The sequence below is a fragment of the Streptomyces sp. NPDC048172 genome, assembly GCF_043202595.1.
GTDB lineage: Bacteria > Actinomycetota > Actinomycetes > Streptomycetales > Streptomycetaceae > Streptomyces.
On the sequence record NZ_JBIDAT010000003.1, the window covers coordinates 410,688 to 430,379 of the forward strand.

The window sequence follows — 19,692 nt, forward strand, 5'->3', positions numbered from 1 at the left end:
CCGCAGATTGTGGTACTGGCCGCGGCGTTCGTCCCGATGCTCGCGACCGGTATCGCCGGGGGCGTGGGCACGTTCAGCAACATCGGTGCTGCCTACGGCAAGGGCACCGCGCTGGGCGCGGTGTCCGCCGGTGAGGGCGCCACCGCCGTGCTGGCGCTCGTTCTGCTGGGTCTGACCATGCTGGGGCAGTCCTCGCCGCGGATCGTCCGTGCCGGGCTGTGGGCGCTGCCCGCCGCCGCCTCGGCCATGGCCGCGATGGCGGCGCCCGACGTGGGCCGCACCGTGATCTACGCCGTCACGCCGATGGGCATGACGGTGGCTGCGGAAGGCATGGCCTTCCTCGCCCGCCGCATCGTCGTCCACCAGGACGGCCGGGATGCCGAAGCGGAGGCTCGGGCGGCGGGCGTGGTCCGCGAGCTGGCCTATCAGCGCGCGGTGGCCGCCAACCACCCCGACAAGAAGGTGAAGAAGAAGGCGGAGCGGGAGGCGTGGAAGCTGGCCCGCCAGGTCGGGATGGGCGACGTCGAGCTGTCGGCCCGGCTGCTGCACGTCCAGCGCGAGCGCGTCATCGTCGGCGCGGACGCCGCGCTGGAGGCCATGTTCGTCGCCCCGGCACCCGAGGCGCCCGCCCTGCCGACCGGCCCGACCCAGATGGCTGCCCCCGCCCTTCCCCCGGTCGACGCAGACTGGGAGGAAACAGAGGTTCCTACCGCGAACCGGTCGGTACCCGAGCTGGGAGAACCGGCCCGCGCGGGGGAGGCGCGCCCCATGCCGACCCCGGCTGACGGGAACCCCTTCTGGGAGCCGGGAGACTCGACTCCTGTCCAGGCTGCTGGTCCCGCACCGCGCGCGGTGGCGGCGGAGTCGGCGCGGCCCCGCCGGGCGACCGGTCGGGTGCCGCAGTCGGCTCGCCGCCCGGCCCGACCCAAGCGCACGGCGGCCGAACTGCTCACCGAGGCCCGGAAGGCAACGGCCGACTGGCCCGAGGGGCAGTTGACCGCCGACCGGATCCGCGCCGCGGTGCACACCTCCTCCCAGCGCGCCCGCGAGCTGCGCGAGACCTTGCGGGACGAGCGCATCGGCCGTGCGGCCGAACAGCGCCACCAGTTCGAAGAGCCGCCGGAGGTCGAGGCCGCGTTCGCCCGGCTCGCCCCCGGCACCCCGGCCCGCCGTGAGGCGCTGGGGGTGGCGGCATGAGCGGGGCGGTGATGCCGCTGTACGTGCGCAACCCGGACGGCACGACCGGCATGATCCGCCGCCAGTGCACCAAGGAGTACAAGCTCACACCCATCAAGAAGCAGGTGCGGGCCCTGCTCGGCCACCCGGCCGGGCGGGTGCCCAAGGGCGTGTTCGCGGAGCAGTGGGTGGGCATCTCCCGCGATGAGTTCGACCGCGCGAAGGACTCCGGGATCCAGTACGCCATCAACCGGCACCCGCTGCTGGAGATGGACTGGTCACGGGCCGACTGCCTGCGTTTCCTGGCTCGCCGGGGCTGGGCATCGACGCCCAAGTCCGCGTGCATCGGCTGCCCGTTCCACACCAACGCGATGTGGCGCACCATGCGCGATGAGCGCCCGCGCGAGTGGGCGGACGCGGTCGCCTTCGACCGCGCCATCCGCCAAGGCGGAGTGCGCGGTATTCACCTCGGACGCCCTCTACTAGGGCAGGCGTTCTTGCACCGCTCATGTCTCCCGCTGGATCAGGCGCCGATCGACAAGGTCACCGCGCACGAATGGGGTCAGCGGCAAGGCTCCCTCCTTGACCTCATCGACAAAGACGAGGAGGGCGAGCCAAGCGGCTGCTCGCCCTGGACCTGCCACGGGGATGGCCGCGAGATCCTGCCCGAGCCGCAGGTGGTGGCGGCATGAGCGAGCCGATCGCCTACGCCGATCTGTGGCGGGCGGTGATGGAAGCGGCCGGGTTCCGCTGCCAGTGCACCGGCGAGTGCGGCAACAAGCACGCCAAGAGCCGGGGGCGCTGCCCACGCGAACACGACCAGCACGCCAGCAGGCACCGCGGCCCCGTCCGGCTCACCGCGGCCCCCGCCAACCCGGCGACCGGCGCCCGTGCCGCAGCGCAACTGCCCGTCTCGGCTCTGCGGGCGTGGTGCCCGGACTGCCATGACGCCGCCCGTCGGGCGGTCAGCCGAGAGACGCGGAGCGCGGCGGATCCCGCACAGAACGCGCTCTTCGACCTCCCCAACTGAGCCTCCGAGAGGAGCAGACATGAGCAACATCGAGAGAGCGAGCCAAGACGCGGTCGAAGCCGCCCGGCAGGGCGAGCAGTTCGCGATGATGCTCGCCGCCGTACAGGCTGCACAGCAGCCCCAGGCCACGCCTTGCCAGCACCACCAGGCTCCGGCGCGGCCCCCGTTCGATGCGCGCAAGGCGGTCACCTACACCGCCTGCGCCTGTGTGGGCACTGCCTTTCTCACGCTGTTCTTCCTGGCCTTCGCCATCGGCGCCTTCGCCGTGGGGGTGGCAGCGCTGGTCCTGTGGAGCGTCTGGAAGGGCGTGCAGCCGAGGAAGGGCTGACAGCTCGGAAGGAGAGCACCCCGTGTTCACCGCCGGACGGAAGGTCCTGATCATTTCGTGCGAGGACGCCCCGCGGGCGGCCGGACGCACCGGCCGGATAGTGGATGAAGTGCCGCCCGGCCCGCTCACAAAGGGCCGGTGGACGGTTGCCAGGGTCGGCCTGCTGGTCGGCCCCGTGCTGTGCCGCACGGGCGAGCTGCAACGCGTCGGCTGACGCCTGCCCGATCCGCCCGGAGGTTGTGCCGGGCGGTGAGGGGAGCCGGGACAGCCCCGGACTCCGCCGAGGAGGACCGATGCAGGCACCGCCCCGCAAGTACACCCGCAAGGAGAAGCTGACCCGCGCCGGGCTGCTGGTCCAGGGCGCCAAGGGCGCCTACGGCGACATCGGCAAGGTCGAGCGGGCGATCGAGACGATCGACGCCCGCGCCGAAGAGCGCGCCCGCGAGGAGACCGCCGCCTGGGAGCGCGAGGTGAAGGCCGCCCGCGCCGACGTGGCCGCCGCGAAGGTCCGCGAGCGGGCCGCCCGCGGCGCCGACCGCACGGCCGCCCGGCAGACCCGCCGCGAGGCGGAGAAGCGGCTCAAGGCCGTCGAGCGCACCCGCCCCTGACGCGCTGGTCAGGGGCCGACCGAGAACCGACCGAGGGAGATAAACCGATGAGTGAGACCGAGACGGGCGAGACCGTCCGCTACACCGCCGACGTGGTGTGCGTCCGGGTGACCGACCGCGGGCCCGAGCTGCTGACCATCCGCCGTGGCTGGCCCCCGCACGAGGGCCGCCTGGCCCTGCCCGGCGGACACGTGGATCCCGGCGAGACGGCCCGCGCGGCGGCGGCCCGCGAGCTGTTCGAGGAGACCGGCGTCCGTGTCCGCGAGGAGCGGCTGATCCTCGTCGGCGTCTTCGACGACCCGGAACGGGACCCGCGCGGGCGCTACGTCTCCGCCGCGTACGTGGTCGTCGTCGGTGCGGACACCACCGCGCAGGCTGGGGACGACGCCGCCGCCATCGAGTGGGTCCCGCTCCACGACCCGCCGGGGCTCGCCTTCGACCACAACCGCATCACCTACCTGGCGTGGCGCGACCAGCTCGCCTGGTTGCGCCGCCACCCGGAGGGCACGCCGCCCGCCGCCTAGTTCCGCCCCGCGACGGCCGCCTGAGCCTGCCAGCACCGTCGGCCGTCGCGGGCCCCTGCACCACCCCGAATCCGAGACTGGACAGGAGAACCCCAGCATGACGGACACTGCCGCCCCGGCGCCGCCCCTGCGGGCGGTCCCCGACCCCGCTCCCGGCCCCGACGAGACCCCGGCCGCGCCGGTCGCGGTGGACAACCCCAAGCTGCCCGACCCGAAGGTGCGCAGCGAAAAGCGCCGCCCTGTGCTGGCCGGATGGCTCACCAACCGGCGCGACTTCGCCGCCACCGCCCGCCACGCGGGTGCCAACCTGGGCTACGCCGCCCTGTTCCACGGCGTGCGTACCCCCATGTACGCCGCGCGGCTGGGCGTGATGGCGCCGCGTGGTGCCTGCCGCCTGGTGGCGTCCACGGGCCGGTGGGTGTGGGACAGCGAGGCGGCCCCGCTGCGCGACTTCGCGGTGCGCAACGAGGACGTGGAGGAGTACATGCGCCTGGCCCGGCTGCGTTCGGGGCGGGTGCGGCTGCGCGGCCTGGTCACCCTGCTCGCCGCCGTGTTCGGCACCGGCTTCGCGCTGTGGCTGTACGTCATGCTGCCCGAGGCCGTGTACCTGTTCGCGGTCGGCGGGGTGCTGCTGCTGGGCTGGGCCGGGCAGCAGCCCGATGCCCCGGTGGTCGGCCCCGCGGTGCTCAAGACCGAGGTGCAGAAGCTCACCGGCTCCATCGTGCTGCGCGGCCTGGACTCCATCGGCAACGCGAAGATCACCGCCGCCGTGAAGAAGGGCGGCGACATGAACGGGCTGCGCTTCACCTCCGAGATCGTGCGCGACGGCCCCGGCTACCGCGCCGACCTGGACCTGCCCTACGGCGTCACCCCCGAGGACATCATGGAGGCGCGCAAGCCGCTCGCCTCCGGGCTGCGCCGCAAGGTGGGCTGTGTGTGGCCCGGGCCCGACCCGACCGAGCACGAAGGGCGCCTGGTGCTGTGGGTCGGGGACAAGCCGATGAACGAGACCACGAAACCGGCCTGGCCGCTGCTGAAGTCGGGCACCGTGGACCTGTTCAAGCCGGTGGTGTTCGGCAACGACCAGCGCATGCGCGACGTGGCCGTCACCTTGATGTTCGCCTCCGTCGTGGTCGGCTCCATCCCCCGCATGGGAAAGACGTTCCTGATGCGGCTGCTGCTGCTCATCGCCGCCCTGGATCCGCGCTCGGAGGTGCACGCCTTCGACTTCAAGGGCACCGGCGACTTCGGCGCCCTGGAGCCGGTCTGCCACCGCTACCGCGCCGGTGAAGAGGATGAGGACATCGAATACGTCCTCAACTCCCTGCGCGAGCTGAAGGAAGAGCTGCGGCGCCGGGCGAAGGTCATCAAGTCCCTGCCGCGCTCGCGCTGCCCCGAATCGAAGGTCACCCCCGAGCTCGCCAGCGACAAGCGGCTCGGGCTGCACCCGATCATTGCAGGGTTCGATGAGTGCCAGGTGCCCTTCGAGCACGAGGAGCACGGCAAGGAGATCGAGGCGATCTGCACCGACCTGGGCAAGCGCGGCCCCGCGCTGGGCATGACCATGCTGTTCGGCACCCAGCGCCCGGACGCCAAGTCGCTGCCCACCGGCATCTCCTCCAACGCCGTGCTGCGGTTCTGCCTGAAGGTCATGGGCCAGCCCGCCAACGACATGGTGCTGGGCACCTCGATGTACAAGGCCGGGTACCGGGCCACCATGTTCTCCCGCGACGACCGGGGGATCTGCTGGATGGCCGGTGAGGGCGATGACCCGCGGATCGTCGCCTCCGCCTTCGTGAACGCGGTCGCGGCCGAACAGGTCGTCTCCCGGGCGCGGAAGCTGCGCGAGGACTACGGCAACATCACCGGCCACGCCATCGGCGCCGGGCCGGAGAAGACGACGGGCTCGGACATCCTGGCCGACATCGCCGCCGTCATGCCCGTCGGTGAGAAGGCCGCGTGGTGCGAGCGGATCGCCGCCCGCCTGGCCGACCACCAGCCCGAGACCTACACCGGCTGGACGGGCGAGAACGTCACGGCCGCGCTCAAGCCCTGGGGCATCAAGACGGGCCAGGTCTGGGGCCAGACCGACGAGGGCGAAGGCAAGAACCGGCGCGGCATCAAGCGCGCCGACATCACCGCCGCCATCACACGCCGTGACGCCGACAGGGCCGCGGCCTGACCCCAGCAGCACTGCTAGACCTAGCGGCTCCCGCTGCTAGGTCTAGCACCCCCGCTAGCGGCCCACACTCGCTGTGATCAGCGACTTAGCGTCTAGCGGCCCACCTGCGACAACCCCCGCAAACCCGCCCTGGAAGGGATACGGCACCCCATGCTCCTTGCTAGTACCGGCCTCCTCCTGGCCACCCTCGCCGGTTACGCAGCGTTGTGTGCGGCCCGGCCGTTCGCCGTCTGCCGCACCTGCCACGGCACCGGCCTGCGCGATACCCGGCGCCGCAGCATGAAGCGCTGCCGCCGCTGCAAGGGCCGCCGCTACCGCCTCCGCATCGGCGCCCGCCTGGCCAACACCGCCCGCCGCATCCACGCCGCGGGCACCCGCCCCACCACCCCGGCCAAGGAGACCCTGCCGTGGCAGTGACCCTCTCCCTCGTCCTCATCCTCGGACTCGTCCTCGCGCTCCTGCTGCGCTTCAAGTCCCTCGGGATCGGCGCCGCCCTCGTCGCCGCCCTCTTCGGCTTCTACCTCGCCCGCACCGATGCCGCCCCCACCATCACCAACCTAACCAACGCCGTCACCGACGCCATCGACCACCGCTGAACAGCACACCGGGCCCGACCACGAAGGAGAATCACCCGTGAGCGAACGCCACAACACGCCCCTATGGCTGCTGCGCGCCGAGAACACCCGGCTGCGCAACGAGCTGGAAGCCCAGCGCGAGGCCGTCGCGTACCCGGAAGAGCAGGAGGAGTACCCGGGCGAGCTGGGGCACCTGCGCCGCCTCCTGCACTCCGTCGCCCGCCTCTCCCGCGGCGAGGCGGAGGACGGCCCGCTGGTCGATCTGCTCATCGACCACTACTCCGACCCGGACATGGTGGATGCCACGCTCGCCGCCCAGGCGCCGGACCACGCGGCCGACATCGCGCACGTCCTGGGCGACGACGTGCGCGTACGCACCGACGAGGTGCGCCAGCGGCTCGCCGCGATGAACCCCGGCGAATACCGCGGGTGGACCGCGCGCGACCTCACCCGCGTCCTCAAGGAACTGGGCACCCCGCCGTACAAGTCCAACGGCCTCATGGTCGTCTCCGGCATCGCCGTCCTCGGGGCCCTCGAAGCCCGCGACCGAGACGGAACGACAGCCCGGCCCGACACCGAGCACCCCGCCACCGACCTGTTCGAGCACAGCGGCAACATCGCCGCCTGGCTCGACCTGCACAACGGCCGCGACCCGCACGAGGTCTCCATGCGGCTGCTGAAGGTCACCGAGGAGGCCGGGGAAGCCGCGCAGGCGTACCTGGGCTCGCAGGGCCAGAATCCCCGCAAAGGCCACAGCCACACCGAGGACGACGTGGCCCACGAACTGTGTGACGTCATCCTCGCCGCCGCCGTCGCCCTGTGGGACCACACCCAGGACCCCGCCGCGCTGCTGGCCGACACCATCCGCCAGCGGGCCGCACGCCTCGCTCAGCGGATGGACAACGAGCCCATCCCCTTCACCCCCGCCCCCGCGGCGGAGTTCGGGGAGGCGGCGTGAGCACCTTCGAGATCCGTGTCCTGTGCCAGGAGGGCGAGGCCGATGCGGTGGTCGGCGCGCTGCGCGAGACCTTCGACACCGGCCCCGTCCGCCGCTACCCGGCCCGCAGCGATAAGGGACGCGTGCGGCTGTACGTCACCGCGCAGCACCCGGCCGACCCCGGCCGGTGGCCCGCCCCCGAAGACGCCTACCGCCTCGCCCCCAGCCTCGATGCCGAACGGGCCTGGCTGAAGAGCGAGGCCCGGGAGAAGACGACGCTGGGCGTGCTGGTCTCCCGTGTCTTCTGGCTGCGGGACGCGGCCGTACGGGACCGGGCCGCCCTCCCCCACCCCGAGGACGCCGAAGCGGCCCGGGACGCCAACCGGGCCGCGCGCGAGTTGGTGTGCTGGGACCAGTCCGACCTGGAACCGGAGGAGACCTTCAGCATCGTCTCCGACCCGCGCGGCTACGTCCGCCGCGAGTACCAGGCATGGCGCGAGTGCCAGCAGGCCAGCGAATACGCCGACGCCTAGATACGCCCGGGGCGGCCCCCGACATCTCGCCAGATCCGGGGCTGCCTCTCCGGGCTGGCCGGCAGTTTGAGGATGAGCTCAGGTGGCGAGGGGGAAGCCTTCGAACCCCTCGGCTGTCTGCGTCACAAGCAGAATGTTCTCCCTCTTAAGCAGGTCACGTACGTCTTCGCTGGGCGCCTCCGGCAGCAGCACCGCCAGCCGCAGGCCGTCGGGGACCTTCAGGTGCCTGCGGTAGTCCAGGAGCTGGCCGATCGCGAATCGCACGGCGTTGCGAGTCGCCTTCCCCTTGGCCTCGTAGAGCACGTTGTCGGTCACGTCATACACGTCCGGCACAAGAGCGCCGGCCTCACCCTTGACGGTGATCTGGAAACTCTTGAACGTGTGCCCCGCGGCGGTCAGGTGTTCCTCAAAGGCCGTGACCAACTGGCCTTCCCGCCGCACGACCTGACGCTCTCCGCCAGGAATGTTGGCGACGGTGGTCTTGGTGGAGTGCTTCTCCGTCTTCTTGTCCTTGACCCCTGTCGCCTCCGCCTTCTCCTTAACGGCCGGGGGAAGGGTCTTCGGGCTCGCCGGCAGTTCGACCACCTTGTTGACGGTGGCCGGCATCGCCACGTCCTCATCGGTGAGGGACCAGGTCACTCCCGGAGCGGGGCGCAGGCGGAAGACGAACACGCGCCGCATCGCGCCGCTCTCGTCGGGGGCCTGACGCTCCACGTAGGGAAGCAGCGGATCGACCACGACCTGCCCGACGAACCGGTGCCGCATCCCACCCTTGGCAGCGCCCTTCTTGCCAACCGAGACGAACAGCAACACCGCGCGCCCGTCCGTGGCGGTGTCCAGGATCGCCTTGTTCCCCTTGGACATCTTCTGATCACCGGCCGTGCCTTCGCCGGTGTAGAGGAAGAGCGGGCCGTACTCGTCATCCTCGACCTGACCGTCGAAGGTGTAGCCGTACTTCACTCCCTGCGACGGGTCGGAGTAGACCAACACGGTCTCGCCATCGGCCGGGGTCTGGATACCGCCCTGGATGCCGCCGCCAAAGAGCGCTTTCACCTCGGCACGCGTCGCAATCGTGCCCGGAGTCAGGTCATCAGTCGTCATGACGCGCAATCTATCCAGCCCCGCTGACAACACCACTCGCCGGCAATCGTCGGCACCGAGGGCGACCCCACGTCTCGCCAAAGATCCCGGGGCCGCCCCTGCACCCAGCACCCCCTACAGAGCACTGGAGGTCTCCAGCATGACCCAACCCACAGACAATCGGCGAGTGGCTGTTCAGCTCGCGGCGGACGGCATCCCGGTCTTGCCACTGCGGCAGGGCAAGGTGCCATTCGGGAACTGCCGTGCGTGTGTCAGCAACGCGTGCGGCGGACGGCCGAACATGAAGACCGCCGGGCCCTGCGTGTGCCCGCACGTGTGCCATGGATGGGCCGCCGCGACGACCGACCCTGACCTGATCGCCTCCCCGGCATGGCGGGAGGCGTGGCGGCGAGCGGTCGCGGTCGCCTACCACCCGGGCGGCGCCCGGCTCACCGTCGTGGACCTGGACAGTGCCGGTGCGGTGGCCTGGGCTCGCGACCACCTGCCTGCGACGCGGACGGTGGCCACGACGCGCGGTCAGCACTGGATCTACCAGGGCACCATGCGCTCCGTGAACGGCATGCGCCCTGGCGTGGACATCAAATCCCGCATGTCCTACGCCCGATGGCTCGGACCCGGGACCGGCAGGATCACCGCCCTGCCGGATGCCGTGCGCGCGCTGGTCGTTGCCCGGCCCGCACCACGCGCTGTTTCCGGACCCGTGCCGGCCGGGGGCGGGGAGTGCCGTCATCGCACGCCCGCCTTCTTGGAGCGGGGCATCGCCATGGCTGAGGAGCGCATCACCCAGGCCCGGAGCGCGATCCACATCACCGTCTACCGGACCTTCCTCGCGGTGCTGTCGGTCCATGGCCGGTGCGGCTGCCTCACCGAGGCGCACGTCGCGCGGTTGTTCGCTGCCGCGCAGGCCAAGGGCGAGACCGCCCGGCACTGCGCGGAGGCGTGGACCAACGCCCGTACCAGCTTGGGACTGTGAGCGATGTCCGAGGACGACAAGCCCCCCGCACGCGAGGTCATCACCGACTACGCGCAATCCCACTTCCGCTACTTCCGCACCGTGGACGGCATGGTCTACGCCCAGCGCAACGGCCACCCCGTCGCCCGCCCCATCCGCTCCCAGGGCACCACCGGCAGCCACCGCCAGGAACTCATGGTCGGCCTGTTCAAGGACGGCTGCGGCGTGTTCAACGGCACCGCCTTGAAGGAGGCACTCGACTTGATCGAAGCACTCGCGCTGACCGAGGACGTCCAGTCCACCCACATCCGCGTCGCCCCCGGCTTCGACGGGGCCTCCTGGCTGGACCTGGGCCGCGATGACGGGCAATCCGTACGCATCCACCCCACCGGCTGGGACCTTGTCACCCCCGACCCGGCGGAGGTGTGCTGGCGGCGTACCCAGCTCACCGGCGAGCTCCCGCTGCCGGTCAAGGACACCGGCGGCAAGGGCATCGATGCCCTGTTGCGGCTGACGAACTTCGCCACCCCGGACACCGAATGTCTCGCGCTGGCCTGGCTCGTGGGCTGCCTGGAACCCTCCGTGCCCGTCCCCGCGCCCTTCCTCACCGGTCCCCAGGGCGCGGGCAAGTCCACCGCGGGCCGCATGCTCGTCCGCGTCATCGAGGGCATGAGCGGCGACCTGCGCCGCGCCCCCAAGGACGAGGAAAGCCTCATCACCGCAGTGGCGGCAGGGTGGATCACCGCCCTGGACAACCTCTCTCACCTGGCGCCGGATCTGTCCGACCTGATGTGCTGCATCGTCACCGGCGCCGAGTCCATCAAGCGGGCCCTGTTCAGCGACGGCGACGTCTACCGTTCCCGCTACCGCCGCCCCCTGTTGCTGACCGGCATCGACGTGGGCGTCATCCGACCCGACCTCGCCGAACGTCTCCTGCCGCTGCGGCTGGAGCGTCCCCGCGTCCGGCGCACCGAGGCGGAGCTGTGGGCCGACTTCGCCGAGGCGCTGCCGGTCATCCTCGGCTCGCTCCTCGACCTCACCGTCAAGGTGCGCGCCACCGAGGCGGAGACCCCGACCGATCTGCGCATGGCGGACTTCGCGCACCTGTGTGCCCAGTTCGACGCGGCCACCGGGCTTGCCTCGCTGCCCGCCTACCGGGCCAGCCTGGACGACCTCAACGACGACGTCATCGAGGGCGACCTGCTCGCGCAGACCGTCCTGCAGTACGCCGCCGCCCTCGAACCGGGTGTGGAGGAGCGGATGACGTCCTCGGAGTGGCTGGAGTGCCTCAGCCGCCTGCACCAGGGCGAGGAGTGCCGCCCTCTGCCCAAGGGTTGGCCGACCACGGGAAAGGTCCTCTCCGACCGCCTCAAGCGGCTCCAGCCCACCTTCGCCGCCCGGGGCGTCGTCGTTGACTGGGGCCGCGCCGCTACCGCCCGCTACATCGCCATCACCCGACCCGTACCCGAACCCCTGCACCAGCAGGGCACGCTGCACTGACAGCACGCCTTGCGTACCGGCAGAACAGCAAGAGGAGCACCCGGGGCGGGGTGCTCCTCTTGCTGTTCGCCGCGACAGCGGCGCGTGAAGGTCGCGCCGCGAAGCGGCTCCTTCTTCGCGTCTTGAGCCGCGCTCGCACTACTACAGACACCCCTCCTTTTTTTCCTAAGTAGGGAAGGTCTGCGTCACCGCGTCATCCGTCACCGGCAAGACGGCCGCTGACCTGCCTCAACGGCCGTGACGCAGATGCCCGAAACCTGCGTCATGCCGCGTCATCCGCGTCATGGGCCAGTGACACAGGCCCCGGACCGTGACGCGGGTTTCGGGCGTCTGCGTCACGCAAAACTGCTGGTCAGACGCCTAGGTGACGCGTATGACGCAGTGACGCAGAAATCCGCACCTCGGACAGACGCACTCACCACGACACAGGCCAACCGCCCAGAAGGGGTAGAGATGACCTCCCAGCAACGACATTCTGATCTGCCACGCCTCTTCAAGGCCGCGCAGGTGGCCGAAGCCCTCGAATGCTCGGAATGGTGGGTGAAGGAACAGGCCCGGCGGGGCCGCATTCCCTTCATCAAGAGCGGCAGCGGCTACCGCTTCACGAAGGCTCACGTAGAGGAGATCTTCCTCATCTTCGAACAGCGACCGGAACAGGCGGCAGGGCAGAGTGCCCCCGCTTCGCCTCGCCGCCGTTCTCCTGCCGCAACAGCGGCGGTTGTGCCGCTCCGCGCGCGCCCGCCGCGACGCAAGCGCAGCGCCGCCTGATCAACGAAGAGTGCTACGGGGTGCGTCCCAGCGCGGGGCGCACCCCGTAGCCGTGCCATCGAGAGGAACACATGGGATTCGCAGAGAATCGCGGCCCGTACTGGCGTGCCCGATACAAGATCGCGCCGGGCAAGTACGGCACGGTCAAGGATCCGACGGGCGCCACTGTGCGGTTCCTGACCCGCAGGGCTGCGGAGCAGGCGGCGCAGGACGAGGAGAGCCGGGTGCGCGCCGGTACGTGGCGCGATCCTTCAGCGGGCCGGATCAGCTTTGGCGAGTACGCGAACCAGTGGTTCGCCGAGCAGGATCTCGCGGCGTCGAGCATGCAGGGCTACCGGTACGCCATCGAGGTGCACCTGCTCCCCGAGTTCGAGACGTCGCCGCTCGCCGACATCCGGCGCGGCGACGTCAACGGCTGGGAGAAGCGGGAGAAGGAGTCCTACGCGGTCAACAGCGTCACGACCTGGCGCAAGATTCTGCACCTGATCCTGGCGGATGCGGTGGAGGAAGGGCTCATCGAGTCCAACCCCGCGGCGAAGCGCCGGGGGCGCGGCAAGCGAGCCGGACGCTCATCGGTGCGCGGCCCCGAGAAGGCCATCGTGAGTCCCCTGCAGGGGCTGCTGCTGGCCGAACGCGCGGCGCTTCTCTCCGGTCGCGATGACGAGTTCGTGGGCTGCGTGACCAAGCAGTACACGGGCGCCCGCTGGGGCGAACTGGTGGGCTTGGAGACCGAGTACGTTCGCCCCGAGGCCATCCGCATCGAGTGGCAGCTCTACGAGCTGGACTCCGGGGAGCTGCTGCGATGTCCGCCGAAGGACGACAGCTACCGGACAGTTGACGCCCCGGCGTTCCTCACCGGCCTGATCATGGATCACATCCGGCGCACCCGGCCCGAGCCGTGCCACTGCCATGGGAAGCGGTACGTCTTCCGGGGGCTGGGGACCGCGCGTACCCACCGGCCGGGCGCCAAGCTCATCGATGTGGCCCGGCGTGCGGGCGTGTCCACCGGCACGGTCTCCAACGTTCTCAACCGCCCGGAACGGGTGGCCGAGGCCACGCGTCAGCGTGTCGAGGCGGCGGCGAGCGAGCTGGGGTTCATCCCGAACCACGCTCTGTCTCCCGCGGCCCCGCACTGGCGCCGGAACGGATTCGCCACCTGGGTCTTCCAGCCCGCGGTGACGGGCTGGTACCCGAAGAAGGCGCCGCAGGAGGCCCGGCCGGTGCCGCTGCTGGGGGAGCCCTGGCCCGGCGTTCCGGTGCGCGGCCGGAACGCCGCGGGCCGGGCCGATGCGTGCTGGGTTCCCATTCGGCCGGGCCTGACGCCGCACGGGCTGAGGCACGGGCACAAGACCGACATGGACGGGCTGAGGACGGAGAAGGCACTCAAGGACGAGCGCATGGGGCACACCGACAGCTCCATCTCCGCCCACTACTCCCACGTCACGAACGACATGCGGCAGAACCTCATGCAGGGGCTCACCCGGCTGTGGGAGGAGGCGCTGGAACAGCGCCGGGAGCTCTGCTCGGGGTCGCCCGTCGCGGTGCTCGACGGGCTCCTTCGGGGCTTGAGCTAGCGGTCGTCAGGGGGCGAAGATTCCAAGATCTTCTCCCAGAATTCTCCCCAACGGCCCCTGAACGGCAGTGAGGGCCGGTCTCCCTTGTCGGAAGATCGGCCCTCACCTGCTACTTCACCGGTCGGGACGGCGGGATTTGAACCCACGACCCCTTGACCCCCAGTCAAGTGCGCTACCAAACTGCGCCACGTCCCGGTGCTCGTCCGGCTTCGGGGCTTTCCCCTCGCCGCTCGCGCACAAAGAACAATACAGCACTTCAGGGGGTGCTCGCGCACCCCTTCTCCGTGGGGGCGTGATCGCGTACGTGGGCGGGGTTTGGCGTGCGGGGATCGGGAAACTTCGGTGGTCCTGACCTGTATGGGGTGACTCCCGGGGCTCCCGTCGCGCCCCCGGGCTTCCGAGAGGGGGAGTCGACCGTGAGCCGGTCCCGCATCGTGATCGTCGGAGCAGGGTTCGCCGGGTACCAGGCGGCCCGTACGCTGTCGCGCCGCTTCCGTGGGGCGGCGGAGATCGTGCTGGTGAACCCCCACGACTACTTCCTGTATCTGCCGCTGCTCCCCGAGGTGGCGGCAGGCGTGCTGGAGCCGCGACGGGTGTCCGTCTCGCTCGCGGGGACGCTGCCGCGCGTACGGCTGGTGCTCGGGGAGGTCGGCGAGGTCGACCTGGAGAAGCGGCAGCTCCACTTCCGGGACCCGGAGGGGCAGGAGGGAGAGCTGCGGTACGACAGGCTGCTGCTCACCGTCGGCAGCGTGAACAAGCTGCTGCCCATCCCCGGCGTCGCCGAGCACGCGCACGGCTTCCGGGGGATGCCGGAGGCGCTGTATCTGCGTGATCACGTCACGCGGCAGATCGCGATGGCGGCGACCACGGAGGACCCGGCCGAGAGCGCGGCGCGGTGCACGTTCGTCGTGGTCGGCGCGGGCTACACGGGTACGGAGGTGGCCGCGCACGGCGCGCTCTTCACGGACGCGCTGGCCAAGCAGCACAGCAGGCCGGGCGGCACGCTCGGCGACGGCACGAAGGGCGGTGGCGGTCTGCGGGGCGACCGGCGGCCGAAATGGATGCTGCTGGACATCGCGCCGCGCGTGCTGCCCGAGCTGGACCGGCGGCTGTCGAAGACGGCGCACCGCGTACTGGCGCGGCGCGGTGTCGACGTCCGTACGGGAACGTCCGTACAGGAGGCGACGGGGGAGGGCGTGCTGCTGGACGACGGGGAGTTCGTCCGGACGCACTCGCTGATCTGGTGCGTCGGCGTACGTCCGGACCCGCTGGTCGAGCAGATGGGGCTGCCGGTGGAACGGGGACGGCTCGTCGTGGACGAGTACCTGCGGGTGCCGGGGCAGCCGGACGTGCTGGCCTGCGGGGACGCGGCGGCGGTGCCGGACCTGACGCGGGAGGGCGAGTTCACGCCGATGACGGCGCAGCACGCGGTACGGCAGGGGAAGATCGCCGCGCACAATCTGGCGGCCTCGTACGGCTACGGGGCCGCGCGCCCGTACAAGCATCATGACCTGGGGTTCACCGTCGACCTCGGCGGCCTTCAGGGCGCGGCGAACCCGCTGCACGTGCCGCTGTCCGGGCCGCTCGCCAACGCGGTCACCCGCGGCTATCACCTGGCGGCGATGCCGGGGAACCGCGTACGGGTCCTCGCGGACTGGATGCTGGACGCGGTGCTGCCACGGCAGGCGGTCCAGCTTGGGCTCGTACGGTCGTGGTCGGTGCCGCTGGAGTCCTCGTCACCGGAGGTCGCCCGGCTGCCGGAGGGGGCGTGAGCAACGCGTGAGGGGGCGTGAATTCCCTCCGGGAATCCGGGAAGGGGGCGTGAACCTCCTCCGGAGAGGGGGCGTGAATCCCCCCCCGGGAAAGGGCGTGGGTCACTCGCGAGGGTGACGGACTTGTCCCCAGTCGTGCGGTCATCCACAGAAAGTGAGCTGTCGGAACGGGGAGTGAGGGACCCGGCTACCTTCTGAAGCGCCGCGGCGGAGAGCGTCGGCGGCCGGACGGAAGGTGAAGGGGGACCGGGATGCATGGGGGACTGCCCGTCGTCGGTTTCAGCCTGCTCGTGTACGGAGCGGTGGGTGTCGTGGTGCTGGTCAGGGAAAGCGTCGGGGCCTGGTGCGACAGACGGGGTCGGACGGGTCGGGGGCGCAGCTGGCGCCGACGGGGCGGGCGGGGCGGGTGGGGGAGTGGTGAGGCATGCGTGCCGACGGTGACGTGAGCGCTGGCCGAGTCGCCAGCGGCGTCACGGTGATCATTCCGGCTCACAACGAGGAAGAGGGGCTGCCCGCCACCCTGGAGTCGCTGCGGGCCCAGACGCTCCCGCCGGACCGGGTGATCGTCGTGGACGACGCCTCCGACGACCGTACGGGCGAGGTGGCCCGTCGGTACGGGGCGGAGGTGATGCGCCCGCCCGCCAACCTGGGCAGCAAGGCGAAGGCCCAGAATCACGCGCTGCCGTGGTGCACCACGGACCTGGTGCTGGCCGTCGACGCCGACACGGTCCTCGCCCCGGACTACATCGAGCGGCTCGTCCCGGCCTTCGACGACCCGGAGGTGGTGGTCGCGGCGGGGAACGTGCAGACGAGGTTCGCGCGGACCGTGTGGGAGCGGGGCCGGTCGGTGGAGTATCTCTTCGGCTTCCATTGGCATCGCCCCATCCAGGCGCGCGCCGACAGCCCGATGGTCTGCTCGGGATGCTGCTCGATGTTCCGGCGGGAGGCGCTGGCCGGACAGGGCTTCTTGACCCGCACGATCGTGGAGGACATGGACTTCACCTGGATGTGCCAGATCGAGGGGTGGCGTGCGCGTTACGTGAGCGACGCTGTCGCCTGGGCGGCCGACCCGGAGAGCCTGCTCTATCTGCGCAAGCAGGTGTGGCGGTGGATGGCCGGGTTCTGTCAGAACGTGCGGATCCACACGGGCGCCCTGGTCCGGCGGAAGCCGATGCTGGCGCTGTGGGTGCTGGTCGCGCTGCTGGAGATCCTGACCGCGCCGTTGTGGTGGAGCGCGCCGCTGGTGCTCACGCTCGGCCTGGACCGGCCGGTGCTGCCCACGCTGGGGTGGTGGCTGGGCATCGAGGTCCTCTTCACCCTGCCGCCGTTGGTCTACGCGGCACGCAGACGAGGACTGCCGCTGAGGAAGGTGCTCTGGAACGTCCCCTGTGTCTACCCCACCAAGATCGTCAACCTCTGGTACGCGTGGAAGGCGGTGCTGGTCGAGCTGGTCCTCGTTCCACTGAAGCTGTCGCGGGGACTGACCGTGTACGAGAAGGGACGGGCCCCGACGGCAGTGGCGGCCGGATGCTGAACGGGCGCACCGTGGGGCGGGGCACAGGCGATTAACCCACCGGGAAGCTGGGATGGTCGAGGACCCAGAGCCAGGTGCCGTCAGGCTGGCGGCGGGCCACCTCGACCGTGGTGCCGCCGCCCGGCAGGCGGGTGGACGTCAGCGCGAGGTCGTCCGTGCGCAGCGTGGGCTGCTGCTCGCCGGGGGAGAAGACTGGACGGGCGGCCACGATCTGCTCGTACGCCTGCCGGATCTCCCCGCTGCCGGTGGCCACCTGGCCGTCGGGGAGGGCCAGCACGGCCTCGGGTTCGTACAGCGCCACCAGCCCGTCCACGTCGCCCGTGTTGAGCCGCTCCAGGACGAACCGGCTCAGATCCTCCGGGCACGTGGCCCGCTCGTGCCGCACGCCGCCGTGGGAACCCATTGCCCTCGTCTCCCCTCGGGATCTCCCCTCAGGCCGGGGCGAGTTCCCGGCCCGGTCATCGTGGCACGAGGGGGTGACACCCGGGCGGCGCCCGCTCCGCGGGCACCAGGACGCAACGAATGGAGCCTTGTCATGTCAGCCGATTCCCCCGTCACACCCGGCACGCCCGGAGCGGGGCCCCGGCGAGGGCCGCGCGAGGTGCTGGACCTCTTCCACCGGGCGATGCTCGCCCTGTCTGCGGACGACCTCGCCGAGCTGTACGCGGTCGACGGCGTTCATGAGTTCCCGTTCCTCTTCCCCGGGATGCCGCCGCGCTATGAAGGGCGCGAGGAGATACGCGCGGGGTACGCAGCGGTGTGGGGCGCGAGCCCGGCGCGGCCGCGGCGGATCGAGGAGATCGCCGTCCACCAGGGCGCGGACAGCGAGGTGATCGTCGCCGAGCACGTGGTCACCGGCACGCTGGCCTCGGACGGCCTCCCGTTCGCCTTCCCCGGACTGTTGGTGCTGCGCATCCGCGACGGCCTGATCGTCCATGCCCGGGACTACATGGACGGCCTCGCCGTGGCCCACCGGATGGGCAGACTCGAAGCGGTGGCCGCACGCTTCAGCGAGCCCGGGGACGGGAGCGGGGATGGGAGCGGGAGTGGCGATGACCGTTCATGATGCGTGGCCGTCGTCGCCCGGCGTGCCACGGGCGGAAGGCGGTACGGGAGCAGCCGTGCGGACGGGAGGGAGGAATTCGCGGATCAGCGTGCGGTGCCACCAGTCGCCGGTCTCCCGGCGCTCGGCGGGGGTGGTGAAGCGGTAGCGGTAGAGCAGGGCGCGTAGGTGGACGGGCGGCGCTCCGGGGAAGGGGTTGCTCCGCAGCAGGCGGACGGTGGGCGGGTCGTTCTCCAGGAGCCGCGTGACGAAGGGCTCGAACCAGCCGCGCGTGTACGCGGGGGAGAGCGCGCCGAACCACATCTGCCAGTCGAGACGGAGGTGATAGGGGGCGAACTGCCGAGGCAGACGGCGGACATCGCCGGGCTTGCCGTGGAACTCGTACTCGCGCCAGACCGTGGCGGACGTGAGGCGCTCCTCGGCGGTGCCCTCCAGGACGATTTCGCGACGGACCCGCGTGATGCTGCCGAAGGCGCCGTAGGTGTTGACCAGGTGAAGGGGGTTGAAGGAGCGGTTCATCTGCTGGCGGTGGCTGAGCAGGTTGCGCGCGGGCCAGTAGCTGAGGACGGCGACCAGGGCCGTCACGCCGCACACCAGCACGGCGAACCAGAGCGGGGTGTCGCCGTACGACGGGGTGCCGGTGAGCGGCGAGGGGTCCACCGCCGACAGGGCGATGACGATCGTGAGCCAGTTCAGCCAGGAGAAGTTGCCCGACAGCACGAGCCAGAGCTGAGTGACGATCACGAGCCCCGCGGCGGCGGAAGCGAAGGGCTGGGGGAGGAACAGCCCGAAGGGGACGACGAGTTGCGCCACGTGGTTGGCCGCGACCTCGACACGGTGCAGAGGCTTGGGGAGGTGATGGAAGTACCAGCTCAGCGGGCCGGGCATCGGCTGGGTCTCGTGGTGGTAGTAGAGGCACGTCAGGTCGCGCCAGCAGGTGTCACCGCGCCATTTGATCAGGCCCGCGCCGAACTCCACGCGGAACAGCAGCCAGCGCAGCAGGAAGAGCACCAGCACGGGCGGCGCGACGTCGTCGTTGCCCAGGAACACGGCGAGGAAGCCCGCCTCCAGCAGCAGTGACTCCCAGCCGAAGGAGTACCACGTCTGGCCGACGTTCACGATCGACAGATAGAGGAGCCACAGCAGTGCCCACATCGCCATCGAGACGCCCAGCGGCACCGAGTCCGCCGCCCCCGCGGCGACGGCGGCGGACAGTGCGGCCCCCGCCCAGGCGCAGCCCGCGAAGAAGCGGTCCGTGCTGCGCCACTGGAAGAGGCTCGGCGCCGCCCGGAACGGCACTCGCCGGACGAAGGCCCGCACGGGGAGCAGCCCGTGCACTCCCAGCAGCGCGCGGAACTGCAGCGCGGCCGACACGAAGCCGACCAGGTACAGGCAGGCCAGCGCGCGCTGGAGCACCAGCCTGCTGAGGCCGTACCCGGGCGCCGGGAACCATGGCGTGAACCAGTCCATCGCGGCCATGGGTACCACCCCTGGGCGGTCCTCACGCCCGGGGGCGGAGCGCGGCGCGGTGCGGA

Annotated in this window: 22 protein-coding genes and 1 tRNA gene; 19 read left to right on the forward strand and 4 right to left on the reverse strand. The window is 71.1% G+C overall.

Going from position 1 to position 19,692, the window contains the following annotated elements:
- The first annotated feature begins 36 nt into the window (after nt 1-36).
- The 12 genes from ACGF3A_RS15240 to ACGF3A_RS15295 all read left to right on the forward strand — a co-directional run bounded on the left by ACGF3A_RS15240 (nt 37) and on the right by ACGF3A_RS15295 (nt 7,893).
- On the forward strand, nt 37-1,197 hold the full coding sequence (locus ACGF3A_RS15240) for a conjugal transfer protein (RefSeq protein WP_393730683.1): 1,161 nt from the start codon (nt 37-39) through the stop codon (nt 1,195-1,197).
- Nucleotides 1,194-1,868 (forward strand): hypothetical protein, encoded by a 675-nt coding sequence (locus ACGF3A_RS15245; RefSeq protein WP_393729761.1) that lies wholly within the window; start codon nt 1,194-1,196, stop codon nt 1,866-1,868. Before ACGF3A_RS15240 ends, ACGF3A_RS15245 begins: the two co-directional genes overlap by 4 nt.
- Nucleotides 1,865-2,206 carry a hypothetical protein gene (locus ACGF3A_RS15250; protein ID WP_393729763.1) on the forward strand — a complete coding sequence of 114 codons (342 nt, stop codon included), beginning with the start codon at nt 1,865-1,867 and terminating at the stop codon, nt 2,204-2,206. Before ACGF3A_RS15245 ends, ACGF3A_RS15250 begins: the two co-directional genes overlap by 4 nt.
- Nucleotides 2,207-2,225: 19 nt before the next feature.
- Nucleotides 2,226-2,534: an NfeD family protein gene (locus tag ACGF3A_RS15255; protein ID WP_393729765.1), complete on the forward strand. Its 309-nt coding sequence runs from the start codon at nt 2,226-2,228 to the stop codon at nt 2,532-2,534.
- Nucleotides 2,535-2,556: 22 nt separating this feature from the next.
- Entirely contained in the window at nt 2,557-2,748 is a 192-nt protein-coding gene (locus ACGF3A_RS15260) for a hypothetical protein (RefSeq protein WP_393729767.1), read from the forward strand.
- Between the two features lie 79 nt (nt 2,749-2,827).
- The gene (locus ACGF3A_RS15265) at nt 2,828-3,142 is read left to right on the forward strand and encodes a hypothetical protein (protein WP_393729769.1); all 315 of its coding nucleotides are present in this window, start codon (nt 2,828-2,830) and stop codon (nt 3,140-3,142) included.
- Nucleotides 3,143-3,189: 47 nt separating this feature from the next.
- The gene (locus ACGF3A_RS15270) at nt 3,190-3,666 is read left to right on the forward strand and encodes an NUDIX domain-containing protein (protein WP_393729771.1); all 477 of its coding nucleotides are present in this window, start codon (nt 3,190-3,192) and stop codon (nt 3,664-3,666) included.
- A 97-nt stretch (nt 3,667-3,763) separates the two neighbouring features.
- A complete protein-coding gene (locus ACGF3A_RS15275; RefSeq protein WP_393729773.1) occupies nt 3,764-5,848 on the forward strand; it encodes a cell division protein FtsK in 2,085 nt (694 codons plus the stop codon).
- A gap of 150 nt (nt 5,849-5,998) precedes the next feature.
- On the forward strand, nt 5,999-6,265 hold the full coding sequence (locus ACGF3A_RS15280) for a hypothetical protein (protein ID WP_393729775.1): 267 nt from the start codon (nt 5,999-6,001) through the stop codon (nt 6,263-6,265).
- The gene (locus tag ACGF3A_RS15285) at nt 6,256-6,444 is read left to right on the forward strand and encodes a hypothetical protein (protein WP_393729777.1); all 189 of its coding nucleotides are present in this window, start codon (nt 6,256-6,258) and stop codon (nt 6,442-6,444) included. Before ACGF3A_RS15280 ends, ACGF3A_RS15285 begins: the two co-directional genes overlap by 10 nt.
- Before the next feature lie 37 nt (nt 6,445-6,481).
- Nucleotides 6,482-7,381, forward strand: coding sequence for a MazG-like family protein (locus tag ACGF3A_RS15290; RefSeq protein ID WP_393729779.1), 900 nt, complete (start codon nt 6,482-6,484; stop codon nt 7,379-7,381).
- Nucleotides 7,378-7,893: a hypothetical protein gene (locus ACGF3A_RS15295; protein WP_393729781.1), complete on the forward strand. Its 516-nt coding sequence runs from the start codon at nt 7,378-7,380 to the stop codon at nt 7,891-7,893. The genes ACGF3A_RS15290 and ACGF3A_RS15295 overlap by 4 nt, the downstream gene beginning before the upstream one ends.
- Nucleotides 7,894-7,971: 78 nt before the next feature.
- Here the strand turns inward: ACGF3A_RS15295 and ACGF3A_RS15300 are convergent, their stop codons facing one another.
- Nucleotides 7,972-8,994 carry a hypothetical protein gene (locus ACGF3A_RS15300; RefSeq protein WP_393729783.1) on the reverse strand — a complete coding sequence of 341 codons (1,023 nt, stop codon included), beginning with the start codon at nt 8,992-8,994 and terminating at the stop codon, nt 7,972-7,974.
- A 139-nt stretch (nt 8,995-9,133) separates the two neighbouring features.
- Here ACGF3A_RS15300 and ACGF3A_RS15305 point away from each other — a divergent pair, with 139 nt between their 5' ends.
- From ACGF3A_RS15305 to ACGF3A_RS15320, 4 genes are all read left to right on the forward strand, one after another.
- Nucleotides 9,134-9,967 (forward strand): bifunctional DNA primase/polymerase, encoded by an 834-nt coding sequence (locus tag ACGF3A_RS15305; RefSeq protein WP_393729785.1) that lies wholly within the window; start codon nt 9,134-9,136, stop codon nt 9,965-9,967.
- A gap of 3 nt (nt 9,968-9,970) precedes the next feature.
- Complete coding sequence (locus tag ACGF3A_RS15310) at nt 9,971-11,446, forward strand: ATP-binding protein (protein ID WP_393729787.1); 1,476 nt, start codon at nt 9,971-9,973, stop codon at nt 11,444-11,446.
- 453 nt (nt 11,447-11,899) lie between these two features.
- Nucleotides 11,900-12,214, forward strand: a complete 315-nt coding sequence (locus ACGF3A_RS15315; RefSeq protein ID WP_393729789.1) for a helix-turn-helix domain-containing protein — start codon at nt 11,900-11,902, stop codon at nt 12,212-12,214.
- Nucleotides 12,215-12,285: 71 nt separating this feature from the next.
- Nucleotides 12,286-13,788 (forward strand): LacI family DNA-binding transcriptional regulator, encoded by a 1,503-nt coding sequence (locus ACGF3A_RS15320; protein WP_393729791.1) that lies wholly within the window; start codon nt 12,286-12,288, stop codon nt 13,786-13,788.
- 121 nt (nt 13,789-13,909) lie between these two features.
- Here the strand turns inward: ACGF3A_RS15320 and ACGF3A_RS15325 are convergent.
- Nucleotides 13,910-13,983, reverse strand: a tRNA-Pro gene (locus ACGF3A_RS15325).
- 221 nt (nt 13,984-14,204) lie between these two features.
- Between ACGF3A_RS15325 and ACGF3A_RS15330 the strand changes: the two genes are divergently transcribed.
- Both ACGF3A_RS15330 and ACGF3A_RS15335 read left to right on the forward strand, forming a co-directional pair.
- On the forward strand, nt 14,205-15,560 hold the full coding sequence (locus ACGF3A_RS15330) for an NAD(P)/FAD-dependent oxidoreductase (RefSeq protein ID WP_393729793.1): 1,356 nt from the start codon (nt 14,205-14,207) through the stop codon (nt 15,558-15,560).
- 442 nt (nt 15,561-16,002) lie between these two features.
- Nucleotides 16,003-17,094 carry a glycosyltransferase gene (locus ACGF3A_RS15335; protein WP_393729794.1) on the forward strand — a complete coding sequence of 364 codons (1,092 nt, stop codon included), beginning with the start codon at nt 16,003-16,005 and terminating at the stop codon, nt 17,092-17,094.
- Nucleotides 17,095-17,125: 31 nt separating this feature from the next.
- Here the strand turns inward: ACGF3A_RS15335 and ACGF3A_RS15340 are convergent, their stop codons facing one another.
- Nucleotides 17,126-17,497, reverse strand: coding sequence for a YybH family protein (locus ACGF3A_RS15340; protein WP_393729796.1), 372 nt, complete (start codon nt 17,495-17,497; stop codon nt 17,126-17,128).
- Nucleotides 17,498-17,629: 132 nt separating this feature from the next.
- On the opposite strand from ACGF3A_RS15340, the gene ACGF3A_RS15345 reads away from it, so the two are divergent.
- Nucleotides 17,630-18,160 (forward strand): nuclear transport factor 2 family protein, encoded by a 531-nt coding sequence (locus tag ACGF3A_RS15345; protein ID WP_393729798.1) that lies wholly within the window; start codon nt 17,630-17,632, stop codon nt 18,158-18,160.
- On the opposite strand, the gene ACGF3A_RS15350 is transcribed toward ACGF3A_RS15345, so the two are convergent.
- Nucleotides 18,155-19,636 carry a lipase maturation factor family protein gene (locus ACGF3A_RS15350; protein WP_393729800.1) on the reverse strand — a complete coding sequence of 494 codons (1,482 nt, stop codon included), beginning with the start codon at nt 19,634-19,636 and terminating at the stop codon, nt 18,155-18,157. The two genes, ACGF3A_RS15345 and ACGF3A_RS15350, sit on opposite strands and share 6 nt — an antisense overlap.
- Nucleotides 19,637-19,692 lie beyond the last annotated feature (56 nt).

Coding starts and splice junctions, on each gene's coding strand:
- ACGF3A_RS15265 (WP_393729769.1), top strand. CDS start 2,828: ATGCAGGCACCGCCCCGCAAGTACACCCGCAAGGAGAAGCTGACCCGC.
- ACGF3A_RS15270 (WP_393729771.1), top strand. CDS start 3,190: ATGAGTGAGACCGAGACGGGCGAGACCGTCCGCTACACCGCCGACGTG.
- ACGF3A_RS15340 (WP_393729796.1), bottom strand. CDS start 17,497: ATGGGTTCCCACGGCGGCGTGCGGCACGAGCGGGCCACGTGCCCGGAG.
- ACGF3A_RS15315 (WP_393729789.1), top strand. CDS start 11,900: ATGACCTCCCAGCAACGACATTCTGATCTGCCACGCCTCTTCAAGGCC.
- ACGF3A_RS15305 (WP_393729785.1), top strand. CDS start 9,134: ATGACCCAACCCACAGACAATCGGCGAGTGGCTGTTCAGCTCGCGGCG.
- ACGF3A_RS15310 (WP_393729787.1), top strand. CDS start 9,971: ATGTCCGAGGACGACAAGCCCCCCGCACGCGAGGTCATCACCGACTAC.
- ACGF3A_RS15255 (WP_393729765.1), top strand. CDS start 2,226: ATGAGCAACATCGAGAGAGCGAGCCAAGACGCGGTCGAAGCCGCCCGG.
- ACGF3A_RS15345 (WP_393729798.1), top strand. CDS start 17,630: ATGTCAGCCGATTCCCCCGTCACACCCGGCACGCCCGGAGCGGGGCCC.
- ACGF3A_RS15240 (WP_393730683.1), top strand. CDS start 37: ATGCTCGCGACCGGTATCGCCGGGGGCGTGGGCACGTTCAGCAACATC.
- ACGF3A_RS15280 (WP_393729775.1), top strand. CDS start 5,999: ATGCTCCTTGCTAGTACCGGCCTCCTCCTGGCCACCCTCGCCGGTTAC.
- ACGF3A_RS15275 (WP_393729773.1), top strand. CDS start 3,764: ATGACGGACACTGCCGCCCCGGCGCCGCCCCTGCGGGCGGTCCCCGAC.
- ACGF3A_RS15300 (WP_393729783.1), bottom strand. CDS start 8,994: ATGACGACTGATGACCTGACTCCGGGCACGATTGCGACGCGTGCCGAG.
- ACGF3A_RS15245 (WP_393729761.1), top strand. CDS start 1,194: ATGAGCGGGGCGGTGATGCCGCTGTACGTGCGCAACCCGGACGGCACG.
- ACGF3A_RS15350 (WP_393729800.1), bottom strand. CDS start 19,636: ATGGCCGCGATGGACTGGTTCACGCCATGGTTCCCGGCGCCCGGGTAC.
- ACGF3A_RS15320 (WP_393729791.1), top strand. CDS start 12,286: ATGGGATTCGCAGAGAATCGCGGCCCGTACTGGCGTGCCCGATACAAG.
- ACGF3A_RS15250 (WP_393729763.1), top strand. CDS start 1,865: ATGAGCGAGCCGATCGCCTACGCCGATCTGTGGCGGGCGGTGATGGAA.